Source organism: Methylovorus sp. MP688 (assembly GCF_000183115.1).
Taxonomy (GTDB): Bacteria; Pseudomonadota; Gammaproteobacteria; order Burkholderiales; family Methylophilaceae; genus Methylovorus; species Methylovorus glucosotrophus.
Map to the genome: position 1 here is coordinate 1,518,763 of NC_014733.1, position 25,091 is coordinate 1,543,853.

The following is a 25,091-nucleotide window of genomic DNA, read 5'->3' on the forward strand; positions in this document are numbered from 1 at the left end:
TTATCGTTTTGCAGCGAGTACATCATTACAGCCGCAGGGGTGAAGCCCCCGCGGTTTTACTACCAGAGAAACTGCAGCCTAGATCTTGGCTGCAGCAGCGACTTCAGCAGCGAAGTCGGTAACAACCTTCTCAATGCCCTCACCCACGACGTACATGGTGAAAGAGGCAACAGAAGCGTTTTTGGATTTGAGCAATTGCTCGATGGACTGCTTGTCATCCTTGACGAAAGGCTGGCTGAGCAGCGTCACTTCCTTCAGGAACTTCTGCACGGTACCTTCTGCAATCTTTTCCAGCATGGCGTCTGGCTTGCCAGCTTCCTTGGCCTTCTCAATCGCCACGCGACGCTCGGCTTCGATCAGGGCTGCATCCACGCCGCTGGCATCCAGCGACTTGGGCTTGGCAGCGGCAATGTGCATGGCAATGTCCTTGCCCAGCGCTTCGTCACCGCCCACCAGATCAACCACAACACCGATCTTGCTGCCGTGAACATAGCTGTACAGCTTGCCTTGTGCATCTGCACGCAGGAAGCGACGTGGAGTGATGTTTTCACCAATCTTGCCAACCAGCACAGTGCGGTTTTCTTCAACGGTAGCGGAACCCATCTTCAGGCCTGCAACGTCAGCGATATCGGCTGGCTTGTTGCTGGCAATCACTGCGGCCAGTTCGTTAACGAAGTTCACGAAATCCTGGTTCTTGGCACAGAAGTCAGTTTCAGAGTTCACTTCTACCATGGCGCCAGTCTTGCCATCAGCGCTGATGCTGATGCCAACGGTACCTTCAGCAGCAACACGGCCAGCAGCCTTGCTTGCCTTGTTACCGAAACGTACACGCAGAATTTCTTCTGCACGGGTCATGTCGCCTTCGGCTTCTGTCAGTGCTTTTTTGCAATCCATCATGGGCGCATCAGTGCGCTCACGCAATTCCTTTACCATGCCTGCGGTAATTTCAGCCATTATTTGCTCCTTCAATGATGATTTCGGCCAGACTAGGCCATATAACAGGTATAAAAAAGGGGGCTTTCGCCCCCTTTTGTCAGGGTCTTACTCTGCCGCGGTTTCTTCAACCTCGACGAATTCTTCTTCGCTAGCAGACTTCACGATTTCCGTGATGGCTTGGCTGCGGCCTTCCAGTACTGCATCAGCAATACCGCGGGCATACAGACGAATCGCACGGCTGGAGTCGTCGTTACCAGGAATAACATAAGCAACGCCATCTGGAGAGTTGTTGGTATCAACAACACCGATAACAGGAATACCCAGCTTGGCAGCTTCAGTAACAGCGCCGCTTTCGTGACCTACGTCCACGATGAAAATCGCGTCTGGCAGGCCACCCATTTCCTTGATGCCACCGATAGAGCGTTGCAGCTTTTCAACTTCACGCTTGTAGCCCAGGGCTTCTTTCTTGCCGAACTTGTCCAGGCTGCCATCTTGCAGCATGGTTTCGTAGTCGTTCAGGCGCTTGATGGATTGCTTGACGGTCTTGAAGTTGGTCAGCATGCCACCCAGCCAGCGGTGGTTAACGTAAGCGCAGTTAGCGCGCTCAGCTTCTTCCTTCATGATGTCGCGTGCTTGACGCTTGGTGCCAACAAACAGGATACGGCCCTTGTTAGCAGCCAGTTGACGCACATACTTCAGTGCATCTTCGAACAGTGGCAGGGTTTTTTCCAGGTTGACGATATGAATCTTGTTCCGGTCACCGAAGATGAACGGTGCCATCTTGGGGTTCCAGTAGCGGGTTTGATGGCCGAAGTGAACTCCGGCTTCCAGCATTTGACGCATAGTTACGGACATAAAAGTCTCCAGTAAGGGTTAATTGCTTCCACACGCCCAACCAACATCCGTATGAACGGACACCCTGTACGGGGCATGTGTGCAGATTTTGCATGCGAATAAAAAGATCAAGCGCATGCTGGTTAAGGCCGCCAACAGCCAATTAAGCTGCTAAACGGGTGCAATATGTTAACATAAGCGACTGTCTGAACTCAAGGAAAAACAAGCTTCGGCTTAATGCAGTGAATATGGCAATTACCATCAAGAATGACCTCGATATTGAGAAAATGCGCATCGCGGGCCGCCTTGCCTCCGAAGTGCTTGATTTTATCACGCCTTATGTCCAGGCCGGCGTCACCACCGAGCATCTCGACAAACTGTGCCATGACTACATGGTCAATGAACAAAAAACCATCCCGGCGCCTCTTAATTATGCGCCGCATGGCCACACACCCTACCCCAAGTCCATCTGCACCTCCATCAACCACCAGATCTGTCATGGTGTTCCGGGCCCCAAGGTGTTGAAAAACGGCGACATCGTGAATCTGGACATTACGGTGATCAAGGATGGTTACCATGGCGATACCAGCCGCATGTTCATGGTGGGCGAGCCCTCCATTCAGGCAAAACGCCTGTGCGACATTACCTATGAGTGCATGTGGCTGGGCATACAACAGGTAAAACCAGGTGCGACGCTAGGCGATATCGGCCATGCCATTCAGGTGTATGCAGAAAAAAGTGGCTATAGCGTGGTGCGTGAATTCTGCGGCCACGGCATAGGCAAGAAATTCCACGAAGATCCACAGGTGCTGCATTACGGCAAGCCTGGCGCTGGCGTCAAGCTGCAAAAAGGCATGATCTTCACCATTGAGCCCATGATCAATGCTGGCAAGCGCGACATCAAGCAACTGGGAGATGGCTGGACCATCGTCACCAAAGACCACAGCCTGTCGGCCCAATGGGAACACACGGTGCTGGTGACGGATACCGGTTACGAGGTTCTCACGGTTTCCGCTGGCTCGCCCGCCATTCCCAGCTTCATCTAACCAGTATGCCTCAAGCGTTGCCGGATACTCCTCACGCCAGCCTGGCGAAAGACTGGCGCCAGCAACTGCATGCGCGCCAACAGGCCTTGCAAGAAGCTTTTGAGCAATCCGGCAATACCACGGCCCTGTTAAAAGGGCATTCCAAATTTGTGGATCAGCTCCTGCAGGCGCTTTGGCAGGACGCTGGCTTGAATCAGGATGTCTGCCTTATCGCCGTCGGCGGTTATGGGCGCGGCGAGCTGTTTCCACACTCCGATGTCGATTTGCTGATTCTGCTGCCTGACAATTACGACCAGGCACTGGATCGCCAGATTGAAGCGCTGGTAGGCACTTTCTGGGATATTGGCCTGGCTGTGGGTCACAGCGTACGCACCCTCAGCGAATGTGCAGACGAAGCATCCAAGGATGTGACAGTACAGACCAATCTTCTGGAATCGCGCTGGTTGGCCGGGCACAAGCAGCTTTATGCCGAATTTCAGGCCGCATTCGCCGCCAACATGAATACGCAGGCGTTTTTTGAAGCCAAGATGCTGGAACAACGCCAGCGCCATGCCAAGTTCAACCACACCCCCTATAACCTTGAGCCCAATATCAAGGAAAGCCCGGGGGGATTGCGCGATTTGCAAACCATACTCTGGATTACACGCAGCCTGAGTCTGGGCAGCGCCTGGAGCACCCTGGTCAAGCACGGCCTGATCAGCCAACAGGAAGCACGCCAGATTCGTCGCCATGAGCAATACCTGCAGATGCTGCGTATCCGCTTGCATTACCTTGCCAAGCGTCGCGAAGACCGCTTGATCTTTGACTTCCAGAATGATCTGGCCAAGCAGCTCAATCACGTCACCAGCCGCAGCAAACGCGCCAGCGAGCAGCTGATGCACAACTACTACCGCAGCGCCAAATTCATTCATTTGATGAATGAGATCCTGCTGCAACTGCTACGCGAAAAAATCTACCCGAATGCCGCCCCTGCGGTGCTGATCAATGATCACTTCGAGGCTAGAAATAACCTCCTGGATGCACGCTACAGCGCTCTTTTGCAAAAAAACCCGACCACGATTCTGGAAAGTTTCTTATTGCTGGAGCAGCATCCCGAATTAACCGGCATGAGCCCCACGCTGCTTCGCACGCTGTATCGGGTTAAAAAGCTGGTAAATCGTGACTTCCGGCAAAACCCGATCAACAAACAGCTGTTTCTGGATATCCTGAAACAGCCAGACGGCGTCACCCATGCCCTGCGCCGCATGAATCGCTACGGCATTCTGGGCAACTACATTCCCGCCTTCGGCCGCATCGTCGGGCAGATGCAGCATGACCTGTTCCATGTGTACACGGTGGATGAGCATATTCTGAATGTGCTGCGCAATCTGCGTCGCTTTGCCCTGCCCGAGCTGGCGCATGAGTTTCCGCTGTGCAGTCAGCTCTTCATGCAGTTTGACAAGCCTTACCTGCTTTATCTGGGCGCCTTGTTCCATGACATTGCCAAAGGCCGTGGCGGCGACCACTCAACACTGGGCGCCGTCGATGCCAAACGTTTCTGCAAGGCGCATGGACTCAATCGCGAAGACAGTGAGCTGGTGGCATGGCTGGTCGAGGCCCATCTCATCATGTCCAGCACCGCCCAAAAGGCCGACCTCAGCGATCCCTTGGTCATCGAAAATTTCGCGCGCCAGATGGGCAGCGAGCGTCGCTTGACCGCACTTTACCTGCTCACCGTGGCCGATATCCGCGGCACCAGCCCGGCGGTATGGAACGCCTGGAAAGCCAAGCTGCTGGAAAACCTGTTTACAGCCGCCCAGCGCCTGATGCGTGACGCCAGCGCCAATGCAGACTGCAATATCGAGATCAAGCTGCGCCAGCAACAGGCAGAAGAAACACTCAGCTATTACGGCATCAAAAAGCCCAGCTATCAGCCACTTTGGGAGCAGCTGGGCTCCAGCTATTTCCTCAAGCACACCAGCCAGGAGATTGCATGGCACAGCCGCTTGCTGCTGCCCCATCTCAATACCGAAAAACCGATCGTCCGTGCCCGTCTGAGCCCGGCAGGCGATGGCATTCAGACCATGATATACATGCGTGACCGTGACGACCTGTTTGCCCGCATTTGCAGCTTTTTCGATCGCATGAGTTATAACATTCAGGAAGCCCGTATCCATACCAGTCGCCATGGTTATGCGCTGGATAGCTTTCTGGTGGCCGACCAGAGCAGCAAGTCGGTGGTATACCGCGACCTGCTCAACTTCATTGAATACGAGCTCACGCAAAAGCTCATGCCAGAACAGCCGCTGGAAACACCGTTGCAAGGCCGCCTCAACCGGCAGGTCAAACACATGCCGATCAGCGCCACCATCCACCTGCAGCGCGAAGGCCAATCCAACTATCATCTGCTGGATATTGTGGCGGGCGACAGGCCAGGCTTGCTGTCACAGCTGGCGCACACCTTTCTGGCCCATGGCATTCACCTGCACACGGCCAAGATCAACACCCTGGGCAATCGGGCGGAAGACACCTTTCTCATCTCAGGCAAGTCTGGCCAGGCATTGACGGATAGCGCCCTGCAAAAGCTCAAAGAAGACCTTAGCCGTCAGCTTTAACAGGGCATTTCTGCTCCGTGTCTATCGCCACAAGTCCATCGCCTCCCACCCCTCCCAGACGCATTGCCCATCTGGATATGGACATGTTCTTTGCCGGGGTGGAATTGCTGCACTATCCCCAGTTAAAAGGGCTACCGGTGGTGGTTGGTGGCCGTTCGATTGATACGCCACGGCAACTGGCCGATGGTCGCTGGCAATTTGCACGCCTGGGCGATTATGCAGGTCGCGGCGTGGTAACCACGTCTACCTACGAAGCCCGCGCGCTCGGCGTTTTTTCTGCCATGGGATTAATGAAAGCGGCGGCCAAGGCGCCAGATGCGATTATCCTGCCCGCCAATTTTGACGCCTACCGCCATTACTCCAGGCTATTTAAACAAGCCGTGCGGGATATTGCGCCGCATGTGGAAGATCGGGGCATAGACGAGATTTATATCGACCTCACTGACCATACTGAGCCCAGCCAGGCGCTTGCCCAGCGTTTGAAAGATGCTGTCTACAGTGCGACGGGGCTCACTTGCTCCATCTGCATCGCCCCCAACAAACTGCTGGCCAAGATAGGCTCGGAACTGGATAAACCGGATGGCCTGACCCTGCTGGACGAAAGCTCGCTGCAATCGCGCATCTGGCCACTATCTGTCAGCAAAATCAACGGCATAGGACCGAAAGCAGTCGCCAAACTTGCCACGATAAGCATCCATACCATTGCCGAGCTGGCTCAAGCCGACGTGGGGCTTCTGCAATCGACCTTTGGCCGCAGCTATGCCGCCTGGCTGCTGAATGTGGCGAATGGACAAGACCATCGCCCGGTTACCACCTATTCCGAACCCAAATCAATAAGCCGGGAAACGACTTTCGAGCGCGATTTGCATGTCAGGCACGACCGTGCCCGCCTTGGGGAAATATTCACCAGCCTGTGCGAGCGCGTCGCCCAGGATTTGAAAGCCAAGCGCTATATGGCAGGCACCGTCGGCATCAAACTGCGCTATCAGGACTTCACCAGCGTCACGCGAGACCTGACGCTACCCTCCCCGATCAGCGATGCGGTAGCCATACGCAAAGCCGCCGGGGAATGCCTCAAACGGGCACCACTGACCAAGAAGATACGTCTGCTAGGCGTAAAACTCAGCCAGCTGATGCCGATGGAAGACAGCGAAAATCCCGCACAGAAACAAGCGCCGCTGCCTTTTGAGTAGCAAAAGACAGGGATATTTCTAAATCAGCCTCAGAATGCGGTCCTCACCAGGCCACCCTCTGCGCGAATATTGGAGCCATTGATCACCGCAGCACGCGGGCTGCATACAAAGGCCACCACATTGCCGATTTCCGCGGGGTTGATCAGGCGTGAAATCAATGAAGTCGGGCGATTCTCTGCCATGAACTTCTTTTCGGCTTCCGCCAGCGATAAGCCTGGGTATACATCCAGTATGAATTTCTCCACGCTTTCGGTACGAGTGGGGCCTGGCAATACCGCATTCACAGTCACCGCCGTATTTTTGGTGAGCTCTGCCAGAGAACGGGAGATACCAAGCTGCATGGTTTTCGTCGCACTGTAATGCGCCATCTCAGGTGCAGGCGAAACACCCGACTCACTGGAGATAAACACAATGCGCCCTTCATTGCGCTGCAGCATGCCAGCAAGATAATGCCGCGCGAGACGTACGCCGCTCATAATATTTACCTCGAACAGGCGCTGCCAGTCAGCATCACTCTCTTCAAAAAATCCTACCGCCTCATAAATCCCCAGGTTGTTTACCAGAATATCCACGGCAGGAAACTTATCAATGGTGGCTTCACACCCCGCCTGAGTACCATTGTCGCTGACCAGGGCGTGCAGCTTTGCTGCAGGATGCGAACGGCGAATCTCGGCGATTGCCTTCTCCACCACCGCCGCGCTACGGCCGTTAATGATGACGCTGACGCCTTCTGCCGCCAGGCTGCGCGCAATTTCCAGACCGATGCCACCAGACGATGCTGTTACCAGCGCAAGTTTGTTATCCAGTTCGAGTTGCATGAGAGTTACTCCCTTGATGTAAAGATGCCATTGTGACCTGAAGTGAAGCGCAGGATTGCATGTTTTGAAGGGAAGGATTGTCAGCTCAAGCTGGACAATAGAGTAAAAAATGGCAGAAATAGACAAGAAAAAACCCGCTTGCGCGGGTTTCGGTATGACAGGCAAAACAGCCGGAATTAACCGTGCTTGTAGTGCTTGCGCAGTGGCTTAACCACTTCCCAGTTAGTGTCCAGACCAGCTGGGAACACAACCAGGTCACCAGGAACGATACGGACTGGCTCGCCACCCTTAGGAGTAACGATGATTTCGCCTTCCAGAACGTAAGCGGTTTCCTTGATGCCGAAATCCAGTGGGAACTTGGAAACTTCCTTTTCCCAGATAGACCAGCTGGAAACGCCCAGTTGCTTCAGTTTTTCTTCGCTTGGGTTGTGCTCAACAATGATTTGGCTCATGTCTAAATCCTTAATTAAATGAATGGCATCGGTATGAATCTAACACCGCTGACGGGTATTCTTGGCGGAAGAGGTGAGATTCGAACTCACGGTGGGCGTGAACCCACGACAGTTTTCAAGACTGTTGCATTAAACCGCTCTGCCACTCTTCCGGAAACGCTTGCTTCACGCTGCGCATGACCAACCGCGCTGCAAACAATCGCAAAATTATACCAGCGTATTCAGTCATCCGCCAGATCGGCATTCGGAAACAACACATCCTGGAAGCCAAAATTCGCCAGATCGCGTATGCGCATGGGGTAAAGAATGCCATCCAGATGGTCGCACTCATGCTGAACCACGCGGGCATGAAAACCGCTCACCAGACGGTCTATCGGGTTGCCATACTGGTCAAAGCCAGTGTAATGCAGGCGCACATAACGTGGCACGATGCCGCGCATGCCTGGCACGGAAAGGCAGCCTTCCCAGCCATCTTCCTGATCATCATTCACCGGCTGCAGGGTTGGATTGACCAGGACGGTGTATGGGACTTGCTCGGCATCCGGATAGCGGGGATTCTTACCTACCCCGAAGATCACCACACGCAGGCTGACCCCTATCTGGGGCGCCGCAATGCCAGCCCCATTCATATGGGCCATGGTGTCTTCCATATCCTTAATCAAGGCGTGCAGCTCGGGAGTATCAAACGCCGTCACCGGCGCAGCCTTTTGCAGAAGTAGCGGATCACCCATCCGCAATACAGGCCTAATCGGCATGATTCATCACCACCTGTTCTATCAAGTTACGTACTCGCTCCATGGTTTGGTCCAGCACGGCGCCTATCTCTTCATAACGAATGCCATGCGCACTGCTGCCGCGCCCGGCGGCATGGTTCACCACCGGACAAATGGCGGCGTAGCTGATCTCCAGCTCACGCGCCAGTACGGCCTCGGGCATCCCTGTCATTCCGACCATGGTGGCGCCGTCGCGTTCCAGCTTGTTGATTTCGGCTGCCGTTTCCAGCCGCGGCCCCTGCATGGCGGCATAGACGCCGCCATCAATCAGCGGTTCGCCAGACTGGCGCGAGGCCTGCAGGCAAAGGCCGCGCAGGCGCGGACAATACGGCTCGGTAAAGTCGATGTGTATCACCGGCTTGTCCACATCATCGTAATAGGTGTTTTTGCGGCCATGGGTGTAATCAATAATCTGGTCTGGCAAGGCAATGGTCCCCGGCCCCAGATCGGCATGAATACCGCCAACCGTGGCAACAGCAACGATGTCACGCACGCCCTCTGAATGCAGGGCCCACAGATTGGCGCGGTAATTGACGCCATGCGGCGGTATGGTATGCCCGCTGCCATGGCGCGCCAGGAACACCACCGACTTGCCGCCCAGCTCACCAAAGGTTAATGGCCCCGAGGGCTCGCCATAAGGCGTGCGTATAAGCTGCCGCCTTGTGATCTTGAGGTTGGCCAACTGCGTAAGCCCGGTACCGCCTATGATTCCCAGCATTAAAAAATTCCTAGCGTTCGGTTGTCAAAAAGTATCCGCGATTGTAACGCAAAGCGGCCGCGGTAAATTCTGCAGATGCGCCCTCTCCGCAAGCTTTAAGCAGGGCATTTTGTGGCATACTTCACCCAGCCATGAATACATTCCAAGCCGTTACTGCCGAAAGCCTGGCCCACGCCAGTGCGCACTACGAAAACTTCCCTGTTGCCTCCGTGCTGCTGCCCATGCGGCTTAGACGCCCCATTGGCGTGATTTATTCCTTTGCGCGGCAGGCCGATGACTTTGCAGATGAAGGCGATCATACCCCCGAGCAACGTCTGGCCCTGCTGGATGGGTTCAAGCAGGAGCTGGACCTGATAGCGCAGGGCAACACGCCCAACACCGCATTTTTTGTCACGCTGGCCGACACCATCAAACGCCATGCCCTGCCCCTGCAGCCTTTTTACGATCTGCTGGATGCATTCAGCCAGGATGTGGTGAAAAGCCGCTACGAAAACTTTGGCGAAGTCATGGATTACTGTCGACGCTCGGCCAACCCGGTTGGGCGCTTGCTGTTGCATCTCTACCAGGCGGCCACGCCACGCAATATCGGGCTTTCCGATGCCATCTGCTCCTCGCTGCAACTCATCAATTTTTTGCAGGATGTGGAGATTGATTACAAGAAAGACCGCATTTACTTCCCGCTTGATGAAATGCGCAAATACCGCATTGAAGAAAAGCAGATTGCCAATGCTGACAGCAGCGGCACCTGGGGGCTGTTCATGGAATTCCAGATCAACCGCGCCCGGCGGCTGCTGCAATCGGGCGCGCCGCTCGGCAAGGCACTATCCGGCCGCACCGGGCTCGAAATGCGCACCATCATTGCTGGCGGCGAGCGCATCCTGCAAAAGCTGCATAAATCACGCGGTGACATGTTCACCCAGCGGCCTGTGCTCAAGCCCCATGACTGGGCGCTGATGCTGTACAAGGCCGTACGCGCCAAATAATCACCCGGAGCATCCCTTGTCCCCACAAGAATATTGCGAAAACAAAGCCGCTGCCAGCGGCTCCAGTTTTTACGCCAGCTTTCGCTTCCTGCCCAAGCCGCAGCGCGATGCCATTACCGCGCTGTATGCCTTCTGTCGTGAAGTCGATGACATTGCCGACGAATGTACCGATATCGGCATTGCCCGCACCAAGCTTGCCTGGTGGCGCGAGGAGATTCATGGCCTGTATGCAGGCAATCCGCAACATCCAGTCAGCAAGGCATTGCAAGGCCCGATCAGTACCTACCGGCTGCAAGAGCAACACTTTATTGAGATCATCGCTGGCATGGAGATGGATTGCGAGCAGAATCGCTATGCCAATTTTGCCGCGCTTGAGCTCTATTGCTATCGGGTCGCCAGCGTGGTTGGCCTGTTGTCTGCCGCCATTTTTGGCTACCGCAACCCGGCCACCGAGCAATATGCGCTGGATCTTGGCATGGCATTTCAGCTGACCAATATCATTCGCGATGTGGGGGAAGACGCGAGGCGCGACCGCATTTACCTGCCCCAGGACGAACTGGCCCAATTCGGCGTCAGCGAAATCGACATCCTGCATGGGCATGAAACCCCAAAAGTACGGGAATTGCTGGATTTTCAGATTGCCCGAGCCGAGCGTTATTACGACAAAGCCTTGGGCGAGCTGCCACAGGAAGACCGCAAAACCCAGCGCACCGGCCTCATGATGTCAGCCATTTACCGAACGCTGCTGCGCGAAATCAAGGCCGACGGCGCCGAAAAAGTGCTCAATTCACGTACCTCGCTCGGTGGTTTGCGCAAAATGTGGCTGGCATTCAGCACCTGGCTGCGGAACTAGAGCATCGGCGCCATGCACTTCCCTCCTCTGCACACCCCATAACACCGTGTCGATCTCATCATCCTCTCTGGCAAATGCGCATATTGGCATCATAGGCGCAGGCTGTGCCGGCTTGGCCGCTGGCGCCAGCCTGGCCAGACAGGGCATCAAGGTCACCGTCCTGGAATCCGCTCCCCAGGCTGGAGGCCGTGCACGCAGCCTGAACTGGAAAGGTGCCCGGCTCGATAATGGTCAACATATCCTGTTGGGCGCGTATCAACAAACCTTGGCGCTGCTTTCGCAAGCAGGTGTGGATGAAGCACAGGCGCTGATGCGCTTGCCGCTGGATTTGCGGCTGGCAGAAGGATTTGAACTGCAGGCGGCAGATGCCTGGCCAGCACCGCTGCATTTGCTGGTGGGTTTGTTGCGCGCCAAAGGCTTGAGCTGGAGCGAGCGATTTTCCGCCATCCGCTTCATGACCTGGCTGCAACTGCGCAGATTTAAACTGGCACGTGACATTTCCGTGCTGACCTTGCTCCATGAACGCAAGCAGACATCGACATTGATCCGTTGCCTGTGGGAGCCCCTGTGTCTCGGTGCGCTCAACACGCCGATTGATCAGGCGAGCGCACAGGTATTCGTCAATGTTCTGCGCGACAGCTTTGCCCGCGACAAGCACGATAGCCACCTGCTACTCCCCAGGCAGGATTTGTCGACGCTGCTGATCGCACCGCTGATGGAGGATATCCAGCAGCACGGAGGAGATGTGCAGCTGCGCAACGGGGTACAGAAGATAGAAGCCGAAGGGAATGGTTACCGGCTCCATACCGAAGATCAGAATAGCGCGCTCTATACGCATGTCGTCCTGGCCTGCCAGCCTTTCCGGGCGACACCTCTGCTGGCGGACCTGCCCGGCACCGAAGCGTTGCAACATTCGCTGACGAGCCTGCAATATCAACCTATCTACACGCTTTACTTCCAGTTTGATGCCAGCGTAGCACTGGACTTTCCCATGCTGGGCCTCAATGCAGGCATCAGCCAATGGGTGTTTGACCGTGGGCAACTGGATGGGCAGCAAGGCCTGATTGCCGTTGTCATCAGTGCCGAGGGCGCCCATCAGTCCTTGCGACAGGATGCCTTGGCCGAAATCGTGCTGGCCGAACTGCGCGATCACTACCCCGCACTCCGGGCGCCCATCTACTGGTACAAAGTCATCGCCGAAAAACGTGCCACGTTTAGTTGCACAGTCGGGCTGGTTCGCCCAGGCCACCATACTGGCCTGCCCAAGCTCTACCTGGCGGGCGATTATGTGGCGGGAGATTATCCCGCCACCATTGAAGGCGCCATCCGCAGCGGCGTACAATGCGCCCAGCACATCACACTATCCCTCACCTCTCATACAGAAAGCCATCGATGAACGCTGATCTCTCGAACTTCCTCCTCCATTGGGCCATCATGAGCCTGTCGCTGTGGGTGGCCAGCTACCTGTTCAGCGGCATCAAGTTCAGCGGCGTGCCATCTCTGCTGGTGTCGGCACTCGTCCTCGGGTTTGCCAATGCGGTCATACGCCCTATTCTGTTTTTCCTGACCTTGCCGATCACACTGGTCACGCTGGGCTTCTTTGTGCTGGTGATCAATGCCCTCATGATCATGCTGGTGGCCAAGCTGGTGAAAGGCTTTCAGCTTTCCGGTTTCTGGACGGCATTTTTCGCCAGTATTTTCATTGCCATCTTTACCCTGATCATTGAATGGATGCTGCCTAGCCAGGGCGCCATCATCATTCAAAACGCCAATACCATCTCTATCTAGATTGAAGTTTCATGCATAACTACCAAGCCCCTGCCCAACTGTTAGCAGACCACGTCATCCTTGTCACTGGCGCAGGCCAGGGCATAGGGCGGGAAGCCGCCCTGGCCTTTGCGCGTCATGGTGCCACTGTCATTTTGTGTGGTCGCACGCTGAAAAAGCTGGAAGCGGTTTACGACGCCATTGAAGCCGCGGGCTATCCGCAGGCAGTGATTTTCCCTCTGGACCTGAGTAAAACCGATGAGCCATCCTTTGCAGCAATGGCAGAAGGCATTTATCAGCAATTGGGCCGCCTGGATGGCATTCTGCACAATGCCGCGCATTACGATAATCTGAGTCCGCTGGAGATTCAGACCATGGAACAGTTTGAAAGCATGTTCAAGGTGAATGTGACTGCGCCCTTTGCCTTGACCAAAGCATGCTTGCCATTGCTGAAGCGTGGCACTGACACTTCGGTTATTTTCACCTCTTCCACTGCCGGGCATCAGGCTGGCGCCTACTGGGGCAGCCATGGCATCAGCAAGCAAGCCGTGGAGCATCTGGTAAAAACCTGGGCGCTGGAGCTGGAAAATACACCGAATGTGCGTCTGAATGCAGTGATACCCGGCCCCGTGCAATCGCCTCAGCGCAAGAAAAGCCATCCTGGAGAAGTGCATGACTCCTTGCCGACAGCCGAGAGTCTGATGCCGGTATATCTCTATTTGATGGGGAAAGACAGCGCTGGCGTCAGCGGCCAGATAGTTCAGGCGCAGACCGCGTAAAGCGCCTTGGGCGCATAGTCAGCCCTGCAAGGGGTCAAATACTGGGCGCCGGATAATCGCTGGCGCGGATGGGAGGCGGCAAGCGCATGATCTTGTCGATCACCAGCCGTGCCATGGCCCAGGCTTTATCTTCCAGCATCATCTCTTTTTCCAGATCCGAGAATGGCAGGTAGCGGTTGCCGTGCGTCAGCGAAAACCGTTTGGATTCCTCGACATTCAGATAGGCCAACATCACATCCTGCACACGTTCGTCACGACTTTTGTAAAGCGATGGCATTGCGCTCCCATTAAGTGATTCAAATGAAAAGGCCAGCTTGAGAAAGGCCGCTTGTCAGCGGCCTTGTGTGAATATACCGCAAGCGACCTGATGTGGGTAGTCCATGCGCCAACGCACAAAGCTGGATTGTCGGCAGGGGCTGGGCTGGCTATGATTCATCACCTGTTCACTGAAAATTTGCCATGCCATCCACCAGACTCCCGCTTACCGTTGCCTTTCTCGTGCTGCTGAGCCTCCTGCTTTCCGGTATCGCCCCTTATGATCGTGCCACCTGGCTCATGGAAACACTGCCCGTCATGATTGCCCTGCCCTTGCTGATCAAGACATATCGTCAATTCCGGCTGACGGACATGCTGTATGTGTTGATAGGCCTGCATGCGCTGGTACTCATCGTCGGCGGCGCTTATACCTATGCCCGCGTACCTGTCGGCTTTGACGTGCAGAATTGGTTCGGGCTTGATCGCAACCCGTACGACAAACTGGGTCACCTGATGCAAGGCTTTGTGCCTGCCCTGATCGCCCGCGAGATATTGCTGCGCATGCGCTATCTCACCAGCCGCCGCATGACGGCCTTTCTGTGCGTGGCGATTGCGCTCGCTATCAGCGCGGTTTATGAGCTGATTGAATGGGGTGCTGCTGTTGCCATGGGGCAAGGGGCGGATGAGTTTCTGGGCACGCAAGGCGATGTGTGGGACACACAATCCGATATGCTGTGCGCCATGATAGGCGCGATCGTGGCACTACTGGGCTTGTCCAGACACCATGACCGGCAGATGCTGTCGCTGGAAACCCACCGCCGCGACGAGCCTTGACAGACTGATTGAGTGAGCTGAAACCAGCTTATTGCTTGATAATGGCTTCTGCCAGCGCCTGAGGCTGGTCAAAGCTTAGCCAATGTGCCTGCATATCCCCCGAGGCCGGGTCCAGATAGCCCCAGGTGACCATGGCAAAAGCCAGTTGATTGGCCTCTGCCGCCATGCCATCCTCCATGCGGTCACCGATATACATGGTCTCGGTTTTATTCATGCCATGGGCCGCGACAATATTTCCGACCATCGTCGCCTTGTTGGGGACGGCAGGATGAAAGTAATCGAGCGCATACACTTCCTGAAAATACGCCCCCCAGCCGAGATGGTCGAGAATGCGGCGGGTCGGGTAAATACGCTTGTTGGTACCAATATAGAGCTTGTGATCACGGGCAAGTCGCGCCAGCATGGGTTCAATGTCGGGGAACACGGTGGTCAGCTTATAGCCTTCGCTGTCGTAATGCTGTTTGAAAGCCTGCGCCAGTGCTGCCAGTGTATCGGCATCATCGTGTCCGGCAATTAAGGAAAGGCATTGCATCAAAGGAGGGCCAATCAATTCCGGCGTTAATGGTCGGGCAGGTGTGATGCCATGTTGACGAAAAGCTTCCTCGTAACTTTCAAGTATGCTGCCCGAGGAATCGATCAATGTCCCATCAAGATCAAAAATTATATTTTTCATAAAGTTACATTGATCTTTGATTATAGTTCTTTAATTTTCTGCAAGGCTTGATCCAGGCGTTCGACAGCGATAACCGTCAAATCCGGAATGGCTTGCTTGGGGGCATTTGCCTTGGGCACGATGGCATGGGTGAAGCCCAGCTTGGCCGCTTCCTTCAGGCGCTCCTGACCACGTTGTACCGGCCTCACCTCTCCCGCCAGCCCAACCTCACCAAATACAATCAGTTTGTTATGCAGTGGCTTGTTTTTCAAAGAAGATACTATCGCCAGCAATACCGCAAGATCGACTGCAGGCTCGCTGATCCGCACGCCACCCACCGCATTGATAAACACATCCTGGTCAAAGCATGCGACACCCGCATGGCGATGCAATACCGCCAGCAACATGGCCAGCCGATTCTGCTCAAGGCCCACGCAAAGGCGCTTGGGGTTGGGTGCATGCGCCTCATCGACCAGGGCCTGTATCTCGACCAGCAAAGGCCGTGAGCCTTCCTGGGTAACCGTAATACAAGAGCCCGCCACTTGCTCGGCATGATGGGAAAGAAACAGCGCCGATGGATTGCTAACTTCGCGCAAGCCCTTCTCTGTCATGGCAAACACACCCAGCTCGTTGACCGCTCCAAAGCGGTTTTTGAACGCGCGAATCAGGCGGAAACTGGAGTTGGGGTCGCCCTCGAAATACAGCACGGTATCGACAATATGCTCCAACACGCGTGGCCCGGCGAGCGAGCCTTCCTTGGTCACATGGCCTACCAGGATCACCGTGATACCGAGTTGCTTGGCGGCACGTGTTAACTGGGCTGAGCATTCACGCACCTGTGCCACCGAGCCAGGGGCAGACTGCAAGGCCTCGGAGTAAATGGTCTGGATGGAGTCGATGACGGCAATATCCGGCTTGTGCGTCTGCAGGGTCGCCAGAATTTTTTCCAGCTGAATTTCGGCCAGGAGATCAATCGGGCCAGCATCCAGCCCCAGACGGCGGGCACGCATGGCAATCTGCTGCGCAGACTCCTCACCGCTAACGTAGATGGCTTTACGCAGATGGCCAACGTGGCACAGTGTCTGCAACAGCAAGGTGGACTTGCCTATGCCCGGGTCGCCCCCGATCAGCACGACCCCGCCTGCCACCAGGCCGCCGCCCAGCACACGATCAAACTCGCCGATGCCAGAAGGCTGGCGCGGCACCTCGGCTGCCTCCACTTCCGCCAGCTTTTGCAAGCCAGCAGTCTGCGCCAATGCTGCATAGCGGTTGGCCGTCGGCGCTTCCGCTATGCTCTCGACCAGCGTGTTCCATGCCATGCAACTGGGGCACTGTCCTTGCCATTTGGGTGAGGATGCCCCGCACTCGGTGCAGGTGTAAACGGTTTTTGCCTTAGCCATGCACGACCTTGAAATTAACCCGCGAAGTCACCGCACAAAGCAGCTCGTAGCCCACCGTTCCGCAAGCCTCTGCTACGGCATCCACGGGAATGGTGGCGCCCCATAGTTCGACCGGACTGCCGATGTCAGCCCCTGGAATATCCGTGATATCGACAAACAGCATATCCATGGAAACGCGCCCCAGGGTCTTGCTCACCTGCCCGGCCACGGCAATGGGCGTACCCCCAGGCGCATGGCGTGGATAACCATCGGCGTAGCCACAAGCTACTATCCCAACCCGGGTTTCGCGCTCGGCCACAAACGTGGCGCCGTAGCCCAGGCTCTCCCCGGGGGGCAAGGTCTGCAAGGCAATCAGCTCCGATTGCAGATGCATCACCGCCTGCAGTCCAAAATGGGCGGCCGTAACCGATTGCACCGGGGTTGCGCCATACAGCATGATGCCGGGGCGCACCCAGTCGGCATGACTTTCAGGATGGCGCAAAATGGCAGCCGAGTTGGCAAGGGATTTCGGATACTGCATGCCGGCAGCGCCCGCTTCAAATCGCTGCAGGGCCGTGGCAATGCCTGGCGCTTCATCGGCCGTGGCAAAATGGGTCATCAGGGTAATGCTGCTCACCTGTGGGCAAGCGGCCAAGCGGGCAACGGCAGATGCAAATGCCTGAGGCACAAAACCCAGGCGATTCATGCCGGTATTCATTTTCACGAAGACAGCGATGGGCACAGGCAAGCTTGCCTGCTCCAGCATGGCAATCTGGTGTTCAGCATGCACGACGATGGACACTCCGGCGTCGGCAGCCGCATTCAACTCCGCAGACTCAAACACGCCTTCAAGCAGCAGCAGGGTTTGTCGATAACCCGCCGCCCGCAGCTCCAGTGCCTCTTGCAAACGGAGGACAGCAAATCCATCGGCCTCGGCCAGGCCGCGCGCCACATTCAGCAGGCCATGGCCATAGCCGTTGGCTTTGACGACCGCCATGGTGCGCGCATGCGGCGCATAGTCACGAACGCGGCGCAGGTTGTGCTGCAAGGCAGCAAGATGAATAGTGGCGGTAATGGGACGCATGGAAAGAGGATATTAATATTCGTCCTGGAAGGAACTGCCAGAGACGTGATTCTCGAATCGCGTGAATTGGCCCATGAAGGTAAGACGCACGCGGCCAATCGGGCCGTTACGCTGCTTGGCGATAATGATTTCCGCCGTGCCCTTGTCCTGTGAGTCAGGGTTATAAACTTCGTCACGGTAGATAAACAGAATCAAGTCGGCATCCTGCTCGATAGCGCCAGATTCACGCAAGTCGGACATGACTGGACGTTTATCAGTGCGCTGCTCCAGGCCGCGGTTAAGCTGGGACAATGCCACTACCGGCACATCAAGCTCCTTCGCCAAGGCCTTGAGTGAGCGGGAGATTTCGGAGATTTCCGTAGCGCGGTTTTCACTCTGCCGACCAGCCGCACCCGTCATCAGCTGCAAATAGTCGACCACGATCAAGCCCAGCTTGCCGGTCTGGCGATGCAAACGGCGCGCACGCGCACGCACTTCAAAGGAGCTCAAGCCCGCACCTTCGTCAATGAATACCGGAGCGTCATTCAACTTGCCCAGCGCCGTCGTCAGGCGCACCCAGTCTTCGTCTTCCAGATTACCGTTACGCATACGGTGCTGATCCAGACGCCCTACCGAACCGATCATACGGGCAGCGAGCTGTGTCGCCGCCATTTCCATCGAAAATACGGCGACAGGCAGCTTGGTTTCAAGCGCCACATTCTCGGCAATATTCAGCGAGAAAGCTGTTTTACCCATGGATGGGCGGCCAGCGACAATAATCAGATCGCCAGGCTGGAAGCCAGAGGTACGCTCATCCAGATCGCTGAATCCGGTAGGCACGCCCGTGACGCCGCCCTGATTCTCGCGCTGGTAGAGGTAATCAATACGGTCTGCCACCTTGGGCAGAATGGTCTTCATGTCCAGAAAGCCTTGCGAGGTTTTGCGTCCACCTTCTGCGATCTGGAATATTTTGGCCTCGGCTTCATCCAGCAGTTGCTGGGCATCGCGCCCCTGCGGATTATAAGCACTCTCGGCAATGCCGGACCCCACTTCCACCAGCTTGCGCATGACGGCACGCTCATGCACGATTTCTGCATAGCGGCGGATGTTGGCGGCGGTAGGCGTGTTTTGCGCTAGCGCCCCCAGATAAGCGATACCGCCCACACCGGACAGCTCAGCAGAATTCTCCAGCGACTCGGCGACGGTAACGATATCGGCAGGCTTGTTACGCTCGATGAGACGCGCGATGTGTTCAAAAATGAGCCTGTGGTCGTGGCGATAAAAGTCGGCAGGTCCGAGCAGGTCGGCAATGCGGTCAATCGCCTCGTTCTCAAGCAGCAGGCCGCCAAGCACAGACTGCTCGGCTTCTACCGAATGCGGGGGTAATTTCAAGGATTCAAGGATATCGTCAGCCATGCCGCATTATAACAAGCGCGGCCATGGCAACGAGTGGAAAATCGTGCTTATGTTACAGATTGATCGTCTGCGCCAATGCCTGCTCAACATCGGCAATGAGGTCATCCACATCTTCAAGCCCGACATAAAAACGTACCAGCCCGCCGCTATGCGGATACCGGTCACGCACATCATAAGGGATCGCCAGACTCACCGCCCCGCCCCAGCTGTAGCCAATATGGAATAGCGCCAGGGCTTCAACAAAACGATCAATGCTGGCCTGCGCAATATCGGGCTCGAACAAGACAGAAAACAGACTGGCAGCGGCAGTGAAGTCACGCTGCCAGATGGCATGTCCAGGGCAACTGGGCAAGGCCGGATGCAAGACACGCGCAATACCCGGTTGCGATGACAGCCATTCAGCAAGTTTGCGGGCCGCGACATCCTGCGCCAGATAGCGCAGGCGATAATGCGGCAGACTGCGCAACACCAGCTGGCAATCTTCCGGGCTCACCCCCAGCCCGAGCTGCATATGGGTTTTCAGCAATTGCTCATGCAGCGCATCGTCGTCGGTACTGACGCTGCCCATCATCACATCACTGCCGCCGGACTGGTATTTGGTCAGCGCCTGCATGGCTATATCGGCGCCCGGGGTAAACACATTCTGGGCTATGCCGGCAGACCACGTGGCATCGGCTGCCACGAGAACACCACGCGCGTGAGCAAGCTCAGCCAATTGCCTCAGATCAGCCACTTCCATGGTCACCGACCCTGGCGTTTCCACCCAGAGCAGACGTGTGTTGGCAGTAAAAGGCACAGCCTCTGGTTGCAAGGGATCATAAAAATCGACCTCAATGCCAAAACGCACCGCCAGCATGCGCGCCAGGTCGACCCCTGGCTGATAGGCATTGCGCGGCAACAGCACGCGCTCTCCACTTTTCAGCAATGCCAGAAAAATCAGGCTGACAGCAGCCAAACCGGAAGGCAGCAGCAATGCGTGCTGCACGCCATCGATCAAAGCAAGTTTATTCTCGAGCCGCCGCGTCGTAGGCGTACCAAGCAAGCCATAGCTGTATTGGGTTTTGCTGCGCCAATCCCGCTCGCGCATGCTTTTGACATCCGGAAAGACCACGGTAGACGCTCGTTCCATACTACCGACCAGGCTGGAAAATACCGCTCCGCGGGTGCCGGCCAAGTCCTCAGGCTGCACTAATTCCGTCCAGCGGGAATGCTTTTTTGTCATTCAGACACTCATGATTAAAGACGCTAAGCGGGCAAGTTTACCCCAATCATTTTGATCAGCCATAAAAAAAGGCCGCCCGCAGGCAGCCTTTTTCATTCAGTGCGATGACGAGAAATTTAAGCTTCGCCAGTCACTGACACGGTGATTTCAACAACCACATCGTGGTGCAGCGCGATGCTGACAGAGTGATCACCGATGGTCTTCAGAGGACCGTTAGGCATACGTACTTCAGCCTTGGCCACTTGTACACCCTTGGCAGTCAGCGCTTCAGCGATGTCGCCATTGGTAACTGAACCAAACAGACGGCCATCAACGCCAGCCTTCTGGCTCACAGCCAATACGTACTCAACCAGTGCTTCAGCACGTTTCTGAGCAGCAACCAGCAGTTCAGCCTGTTGCTTTTCCAGTTCAGCGCGGCGAGCAGCGAATTCAGCCTTGTTGGCTTCAGTAGCGCGCTTTGCCTTGCCTTGAGGAATCAGGAAGTTACGGCCGTAGCCGTCTTTTACCTTAACGATGTCACCGAGGTTACCCAGGTTAACGACTTTTTCCAACAGAATAACTTGCATGACGTATCCCCTTAGTGCTTATCGGTGTATGGCAGCAGCGCCAGGAAACGGGCGCGCTTGACGGCGGTGGTCAGCTGACGCTGATAACGGGCCTTGGTGCCGGTAATGCGTGCAGGGATGATCTTGCCGTTTTCGTTGATGAAATCTTTCAGCAGATCTACATCCTTGTAGTCTACTTCTTTAATGCCCTCTGCCGAGAAACGGCAGTAGCGGCGGCGTTTGAACATATCACGTGCCATGATGAACCTCTTTCTAAATTCAGATTATCTCTAATGTAGTAATGTGCAATACCAGTTGCGTGCTTTTCATGCTGCGCTTGGCGAGGAATCCGGCCGCACGGGCCTTGGTTCCTTCCTTGAGGTGCTTGTGCTGTTCTGCGATGGAGCCCATCGCAATTACCGGCACTGCACACTCGACTCTGCGCTGCATGCCTGCCTCGGTTTTTTCCGAGATATGCTGCAGGGTAAAACTCAACAACGGTATTCCTGCTGGCGTGTAACGAAGTTCTGCAATCTGCACCACTTCGCCCGCGATGACTAACTGATTAGCCTCCAGCGTGGTAGAACTCAATTAAGCAGCAGCTTCCTCAGCAGGAGCGGCTTCATCCTTGCCCAGCAATGACTTGGATTTTTCTTCCTTCATCATGGGGGATGGAGCAACAACGGCTTCTTTGGTCGCAATGGTCAGATGACGCAGAACGGCGTCATTGAACTTGAATGCATGCTCAAGCTCTTCCAGCACGGTTTGATTGCATTCGATATTCATCAGCACGTAGTGTGCCTTGTGAATTTTCTGGATAGGATAAGCCAGTTGACGACGGCCCCAGTCTTCCAGACGGTGGATAGCGCCGCCGTTGGAAGTTACCAGGGTACGGTAACGCTCGATCATGGCTGGCACTTGTTCGCTCTGGTCCGGATGGACGATGAACACTACTTCATAATGTCGCATAAACACTCCTTTTGGGTTAGCAGCCTCCCGTTTGCGACAACGGTAAGGCAAGGTGGAAAGCCCGCGATTATAGCGGGTATCCAGCCCCAAGACAATGTTTTTGCGGCTTTATTACTCGGAGTGAGATATCACCACGCCATTATCCGGTATTGCGCAGCCCGGCGGCAATGCCATTGATGGTGAGATGTATCGCCAGCTTGACCCGATCATTGGTCGCGCCCTGGCGGTACTGGCGGATCAGCTCAACCTGCAGGTGATTGAGCGGATCCAGATACGGCAGGCGATTCTGAATGGAATTGGCCAGCGCCGGATTGCTGCTCAGGCGTTCCGTGCTGTTCAGCAGCAGATTGAGCGCTTCTGTCGTCAGCTGATATTCATGCTCAATGGCGGCAAAAATGCCTTCACGCAGCTTCTTGTCCGGCACCAGCATGGAGTAACGCTGTGCCACGGCCAGATCGGTCTTGGCCAGCACCATGTCCACATTGGAAATCAGGCTGCGGAACAGTGGCCATTGCTCCAGCATGTCATGCAGTGTTTTGAGGCGTGCCGGCTGCAATTTATCTTCAATGAACAAATACTCATGAATGGCGCTGCCTACCCCAAACCAGCCTGGCAGCAGCAAACGGCATTGCCCCCAGGAAAATCCCCAGGGGATGGCGCGCAGATCTTCAATGCGCTGGGTAGCCTTGCGCGAAGCAGGACGGCTGCCGATATTCAGTTCGGCGATTTCCGAGATAGGTGTGGCATTAAAGAAATACTCGGCAAACCCGGCTGTTTCATACACCAGGGTGCGGTATGCGGTCATGGCCGTGGCTGACAACTCCTCCATGATGATCTCGAAGGAGCGCCGCTTTTTTGCCAGCAAAGGGTCAGGTGGAAACAGCGAGCCATCAATGGTGGCCGCCACCAGCGTTTCCAGATGCTGACGGCCGACCCGCGGCTCGGAGTATTTGTTGGCGATGATTTCACCCTGCTCGGTCAGGCGTATCTGACCATCGACCGTGCCTTGTGGTTGCGCCATGATGGCCTGATAGGTCGGGCCGCCGCCACGCCCCACCGTGCCGCCACGACCGTGGAACAACCGCAGGCGGATATTGGCCTGGCGGAACAACTCCACCAGCGAAATTTCGGCCTTGTACAGTTCCCAGTTGGAGGTGATGAAGCCCCCGTCCTTATTACTGTCCGAATAGCCCAGCATGATTTCCTGCTCATTGCCCTGATACCGCAGCAGATGGCGGATACCCAGCAGGCTCAGCCATTGCCCCATGATCATGGGCGCATGCCGCAAATCGGCGATGGTTTCAAACAGCGGGACGATATTGAGGTCCATCTGTACCTTGGCCGAGCCCCACACCCCGCGCAACATGCCGGTTTCTTTCTGCAGCAGAGCTACCTCAAGCAGGTCAGACAAGGTCTCTGTATGGGAAATGATGTACTGGCGTATGGCGCGCTTGCCGTATCCGGCGCGTATGCCGCGTGCCTTTTGCAACACCTCCATTTCAGACTGCACCAGCTCCGAATACTGCTGAAACGGCGAAAACAGCAAGCGTGGCTGCTTGAGCTCCTCCAGCAGCACCTCCACTTTTTCATCTTCATCCAGCGTGGCGTAGTTGAAGTCCTGCCCGGCCTTGAGAAAAAGCTCCTTGATCACCAGCTCATGTACATCGGAGCTTTGCCGCAAATCCACCGTGGCCAGGTGAAACCCGAAAGTCTCAATGGCCTTGATCAGCTTGCCTAGCCGTGGGTAGATCAGCGCCTCGCCCTGCTGGCTTTGCAGCGACTCTGCAATCACATTCATGTCGGCCAACAGAGCCTCGGCACTGGTATATGGGATGGCACTGATCTCGCGCCGCACATCGCCGCGCTCGTTCACCAGCAGCTTGGCCGTTTGGGCCAGGCGGGCGTGTATGCCATTGAGCGCCAGCCGATAGGTTTCATCCTGCCTGTGCAGGGATTGCTCTCCGGATGCCTCCGCCAATTTGACCAGCGCCGGCGTCACGCCCACCAGCCGGGTGGATAGCGAAAGCTCCGAGCGCAAGGCCTCCACCTGTTCCAGATAATAGGCAAATGCCGTAGCCGACTGCTGAATAATGGCCTGCTCCAGCGTAGCGCCATTGACGAAGGGGTTGCCATCGCGATCGCCGCCTATCCAGCTGCCCATCTGCAAAAACGATGGCAGCTTGTATTCCGGACTCAGCTTATCGGCAAACACATGGCGCAGGTCGTTTTCAAAATCCTGCATCAGCTCAGGAATCACCTGCAGGAACGTCATGCGGTAATAGCTCAGCGCATTTTCGATTTCATTCGCCACCGTGAGCTTGCTGAAACGCAGGATACGGGTCTGCCACAAGGTCGTAATTGCGCCCACGATCATGCGTTCATTGCGCTCGGCTTCGCGGATGGAAACTACATTGCTCTTTTCAACCAGCAACAGGGAAAGCGCCCGCTCGGTATCGAGAATGCTTTTACGCTGCACCTCGGTTGGGTGTGCGGTCAATACCGGCGAAATCAGCGCATTGGCAAAAAAGTCGCCAATTTCTGCAGCGTCCAGATCACTGGCCGCCAGCTTCTGCAGTGAATGCGTCAGCATGCCGGGCACGGCCTGATCTTCCACCAGACGACTTTGCTGATGCGCATGCAGATCTTCGGCGATATTGACCAGATGCTTGAAGTAACTGAAAGCCCGTATGACGGGTATCGCCTGCTCTACCGTCAGTGTCTTGAGCAGCTTTTCCAGGCTCTTGGCTGCCTTGGTATTGCCATGCCGATGAAAGTTGACCGCCGCTGTTCGTATTGCCTCAATGCGGTCGAATGTCTCTTCGCCCTCTTTGCTTTTAATCACCTCCCCCAGCACTCTGCCGAGGTAGCGTATGTTTTCGCGCAACAGCTTTTCGTTATGGCTATAAATCCGGCTTGTCATTCCATGCTCCCCAATCACCATCCAACCTTTATGTTCCGCTTTTTCATGCCATGCATGGCTTACCTCAGTGAAGCAATAAACGATCCAAAT

Annotated in this window: 26 protein-coding genes and 1 tRNA gene; 9 read left to right on the plus strand and 18 right to left on the minus strand. The window is 55.7% G+C overall.

The features are described from left to right. Positions 1 to 78 precede the first annotated feature (78 nt). Both tsf and rpsB read right to left on the minus strand, forming a co-directional pair. Entirely contained in the window at positions 79 to 954 is an 876-nt protein-coding gene (gene tsf / locus MPQ_RS07260) for a translation elongation factor Ts (protein ID WP_013442265.1), read from the minus strand. Between the two features lie 87 nt (positions 955 to 1,041). Further along, positions 1,042 to 1,791, minus strand: coding sequence for a 30S ribosomal protein S2 (gene rpsB, locus MPQ_RS07265; RefSeq protein ID WP_015830110.1), 750 nt, complete (start codon positions 1,789 to 1,791; stop codon positions 1,042 to 1,044). Positions 1,792 to 1,976: 185 nt separating this feature from the next. Here rpsB and map point away from each other — a divergent pair, with 185 nt between their 5' ends. The 3 genes from map to dinB are packed head-to-tail and all read left to right on the plus strand — an operon-like array spanning position 1,977 to position 6,603. Then, positions 1,977 to 2,816 (plus strand): type I methionyl aminopeptidase, encoded by an 840-nt coding sequence (map, locus tag MPQ_RS07270; protein WP_255348601.1) that lies wholly within the window; start codon positions 1,977 to 1,979, stop codon positions 2,814 to 2,816. 5 nt (positions 2,817 to 2,821) lie between these two features. Continuing rightward, complete coding sequence (locus tag MPQ_RS07275) at positions 2,822 to 5,410, plus strand: [protein-PII] uridylyltransferase (protein ID WP_013442268.1); 2,589 nt, start codon at positions 2,822 to 2,824, stop codon at positions 5,408 to 5,410. Positions 5,411 to 5,427: 17 nt separating this feature from the next. Beyond that, positions 5,428 to 6,603, plus strand: a complete 1,176-nt coding sequence (gene dinB / locus MPQ_RS07280; protein WP_083801053.1) for a DNA polymerase IV — start codon at positions 5,428 to 5,430, stop codon at positions 6,601 to 6,603. Positions 6,604 to 6,632: 29 nt separating this feature from the next. On the opposite strand, the gene MPQ_RS07285 is transcribed toward dinB, so the two are convergent. The 5 genes from MPQ_RS07285 to MPQ_RS07305 all read right to left on the minus strand — a co-directional run bounded on the left by MPQ_RS07285 (position 6,633) and on the right by MPQ_RS07305 (position 9,364). Then, a complete protein-coding gene (locus MPQ_RS07285; RefSeq protein ID WP_013442270.1) occupies positions 6,633 to 7,421 on the minus strand; it encodes an SDR family NAD(P)-dependent oxidoreductase in 789 nt (262 codons plus the stop codon). Positions 7,422 to 7,597: 176 nt separating this feature from the next. Further along, positions 7,598 to 7,873 carry a cupin domain-containing protein gene (locus MPQ_RS07290; RefSeq protein WP_013442271.1) on the minus strand — a complete coding sequence of 92 codons (276 nt, stop codon included), beginning with the start codon at positions 7,871 to 7,873 and terminating at the stop codon, positions 7,598 to 7,600. A 62-nt stretch (positions 7,874 to 7,935) separates the two neighbouring features. Next, a tRNA-Ser gene (locus MPQ_RS07295) sits at positions 7,936 to 8,025 on the minus strand. Positions 8,026 to 8,094: 69 nt separating this feature from the next. Then, the gene (def, locus tag MPQ_RS07300) at positions 8,095 to 8,628 is read right to left on the minus strand and encodes a peptide deformylase (protein WP_015830115.1); all 534 of its coding nucleotides are present in this window, start codon (positions 8,626 to 8,628) and stop codon (positions 8,095 to 8,097) included. Then, on the minus strand, positions 8,618 to 9,364 hold the full coding sequence (locus MPQ_RS07305) for an S-methyl-5'-thioinosine phosphorylase (RefSeq protein WP_013442273.1): 747 nt from the start codon (positions 9,362 to 9,364) through the stop codon (positions 8,618 to 8,620). Before MPQ_RS07305 ends, def begins: the two co-directional genes overlap by 11 nt. Positions 9,365 to 9,495: 131 nt before the next feature. On the opposite strand from MPQ_RS07305, the gene hpnC reads away from it, so the two are divergent. The 5 genes from hpnC to MPQ_RS07330 are packed head-to-tail and all read left to right on the plus strand — an operon-like array spanning position 9,496 to position 13,746. Continuing rightward, entirely contained in the window at positions 9,496 to 10,347 is an 852-nt protein-coding gene (gene hpnC / locus MPQ_RS07310; RefSeq protein ID WP_013442274.1) for a squalene synthase HpnC, read from the plus strand. A 16-nt stretch (positions 10,348 to 10,363) separates the two neighbouring features. Then, the gene (hpnD, locus tag MPQ_RS07315; protein WP_013442275.1) at positions 10,364 to 11,200 is read left to right on the plus strand and encodes a presqualene diphosphate synthase HpnD; all 837 of its coding nucleotides are present in this window, start codon (positions 10,364 to 10,366) and stop codon (positions 11,198 to 11,200) included. Positions 11,201 to 11,246: 46 nt separating this feature from the next. Continuing rightward, on the plus strand, positions 11,247 to 12,596 hold the full coding sequence (gene hpnE, locus MPQ_RS07320; RefSeq protein WP_013442276.1) for a hydroxysqualene dehydroxylase HpnE: 1,350 nt from the start codon (positions 11,247 to 11,249) through the stop codon (positions 12,594 to 12,596). Then, entirely contained in the window at positions 12,593 to 12,988 is a 396-nt protein-coding gene (locus MPQ_RS07325) for a phage holin family protein (protein ID WP_015830119.1), read from the plus strand. The genes hpnE and MPQ_RS07325 overlap by 4 nt, the downstream gene beginning before the upstream one ends. An 11-nt stretch (positions 12,989 to 12,999) precedes the next feature. Then, positions 13,000 to 13,746, plus strand: a complete 747-nt coding sequence (locus MPQ_RS07330; RefSeq protein ID WP_013442278.1) for a YciK family oxidoreductase — start codon at positions 13,000 to 13,002, stop codon at positions 13,744 to 13,746. A 34-nt stretch (positions 13,747 to 13,780) separates the two neighbouring features. On the opposite strand, the gene MPQ_RS07335 is transcribed toward MPQ_RS07330, so the two are convergent. Then, on the minus strand, positions 13,781 to 14,023 hold the full coding sequence (locus MPQ_RS07335) for a hypothetical protein (protein WP_013442279.1): 243 nt from the start codon (positions 14,021 to 14,023) through the stop codon (positions 13,781 to 13,783). Positions 14,024 to 14,205: 182 nt separating this feature from the next. Between MPQ_RS07335 and MPQ_RS07340 the strand changes: the two genes are divergently transcribed. Next, positions 14,206 to 14,835: a DUF2238 domain-containing protein gene (locus tag MPQ_RS07340; protein WP_013442280.1), complete on the plus strand. Its 630-nt coding sequence runs from the start codon at positions 14,206 to 14,208 to the stop codon at positions 14,833 to 14,835. A 28-nt stretch (positions 14,836 to 14,863) separates the two neighbouring features. Here the strand turns inward: MPQ_RS07340 and MPQ_RS07345 are convergent, their stop codons facing one another. From MPQ_RS07345 to ppc, 10 genes are all read right to left on the minus strand, one after another. Continuing rightward, positions 14,864 to 15,508 (minus strand): HAD family hydrolase, encoded by a 645-nt coding sequence (locus MPQ_RS07345; RefSeq protein WP_013442281.1) that lies wholly within the window; start codon positions 15,506 to 15,508, stop codon positions 14,864 to 14,866. A gap of 20 nt (positions 15,509 to 15,528) precedes the next feature. After that, on the minus strand, positions 15,529 to 16,887 hold the full coding sequence (radA, locus tag MPQ_RS07350) for a DNA repair protein RadA (RefSeq protein ID WP_041362159.1): 1,359 nt from the start codon (positions 16,885 to 16,887) through the stop codon (positions 15,529 to 15,531). Beyond that, a complete protein-coding gene (gene alr / locus MPQ_RS07355; protein WP_013442283.1) occupies positions 16,880 to 17,950 on the minus strand; it encodes an alanine racemase in 1,071 nt (356 codons plus the stop codon). Before alr ends, radA begins: the two co-directional genes overlap by 8 nt. Before the next feature lie 12 nt (positions 17,951 to 17,962). Further along, positions 17,963 to 19,345 carry a replicative DNA helicase gene (gene dnaB, locus MPQ_RS07360; protein ID WP_013442284.1) on the minus strand — a complete coding sequence of 461 codons (1,383 nt, stop codon included), beginning with the start codon at positions 19,343 to 19,345 and terminating at the stop codon, positions 17,963 to 17,965. A 52-nt stretch (positions 19,346 to 19,397) separates the two neighbouring features. Continuing rightward, entirely contained in the window at positions 19,398 to 20,567 is a 1,170-nt protein-coding gene (locus MPQ_RS07365) for a cystathionine beta-lyase (RefSeq protein ID WP_013442285.1), read from the minus strand. Between the two features lie 116 nt (positions 20,568 to 20,683). Further along, a complete protein-coding gene (gene rplI, locus MPQ_RS07370; RefSeq protein ID WP_013442286.1) occupies positions 20,684 to 21,133 on the minus strand; it encodes a 50S ribosomal protein L9 in 450 nt (149 codons plus the stop codon). Positions 21,134 to 21,144: 11 nt separating this feature from the next. Continuing rightward, positions 21,145 to 21,372, minus strand: a complete 228-nt coding sequence (gene rpsR, locus MPQ_RS07375) for a 30S ribosomal protein S18 (RefSeq protein ID WP_013442287.1) — start codon at positions 21,370 to 21,372, stop codon at positions 21,145 to 21,147. A 19-nt stretch (positions 21,373 to 21,391) separates the two neighbouring features. Then, positions 21,392 to 21,703 (minus strand): primosomal replication protein N, encoded by a 312-nt coding sequence (priB, locus tag MPQ_RS07380; RefSeq protein WP_013442288.1) that lies wholly within the window; start codon positions 21,701 to 21,703, stop codon positions 21,392 to 21,394. Further along, positions 21,704 to 22,081, minus strand: a complete 378-nt coding sequence (gene rpsF / locus MPQ_RS07385; protein ID WP_013442289.1) for a 30S ribosomal protein S6 — start codon at positions 22,079 to 22,081, stop codon at positions 21,704 to 21,706. 139 nt (positions 22,082 to 22,220) lie between these two features. Then, a complete protein-coding gene (gene ppc, locus MPQ_RS07390) occupies positions 22,221 to 25,001 on the minus strand; it encodes a phosphoenolpyruvate carboxylase (RefSeq protein ID WP_148225272.1) in 2,781 nt (926 codons plus the stop codon). Positions 25,002 to 25,091 lie beyond the last annotated feature (90 nt).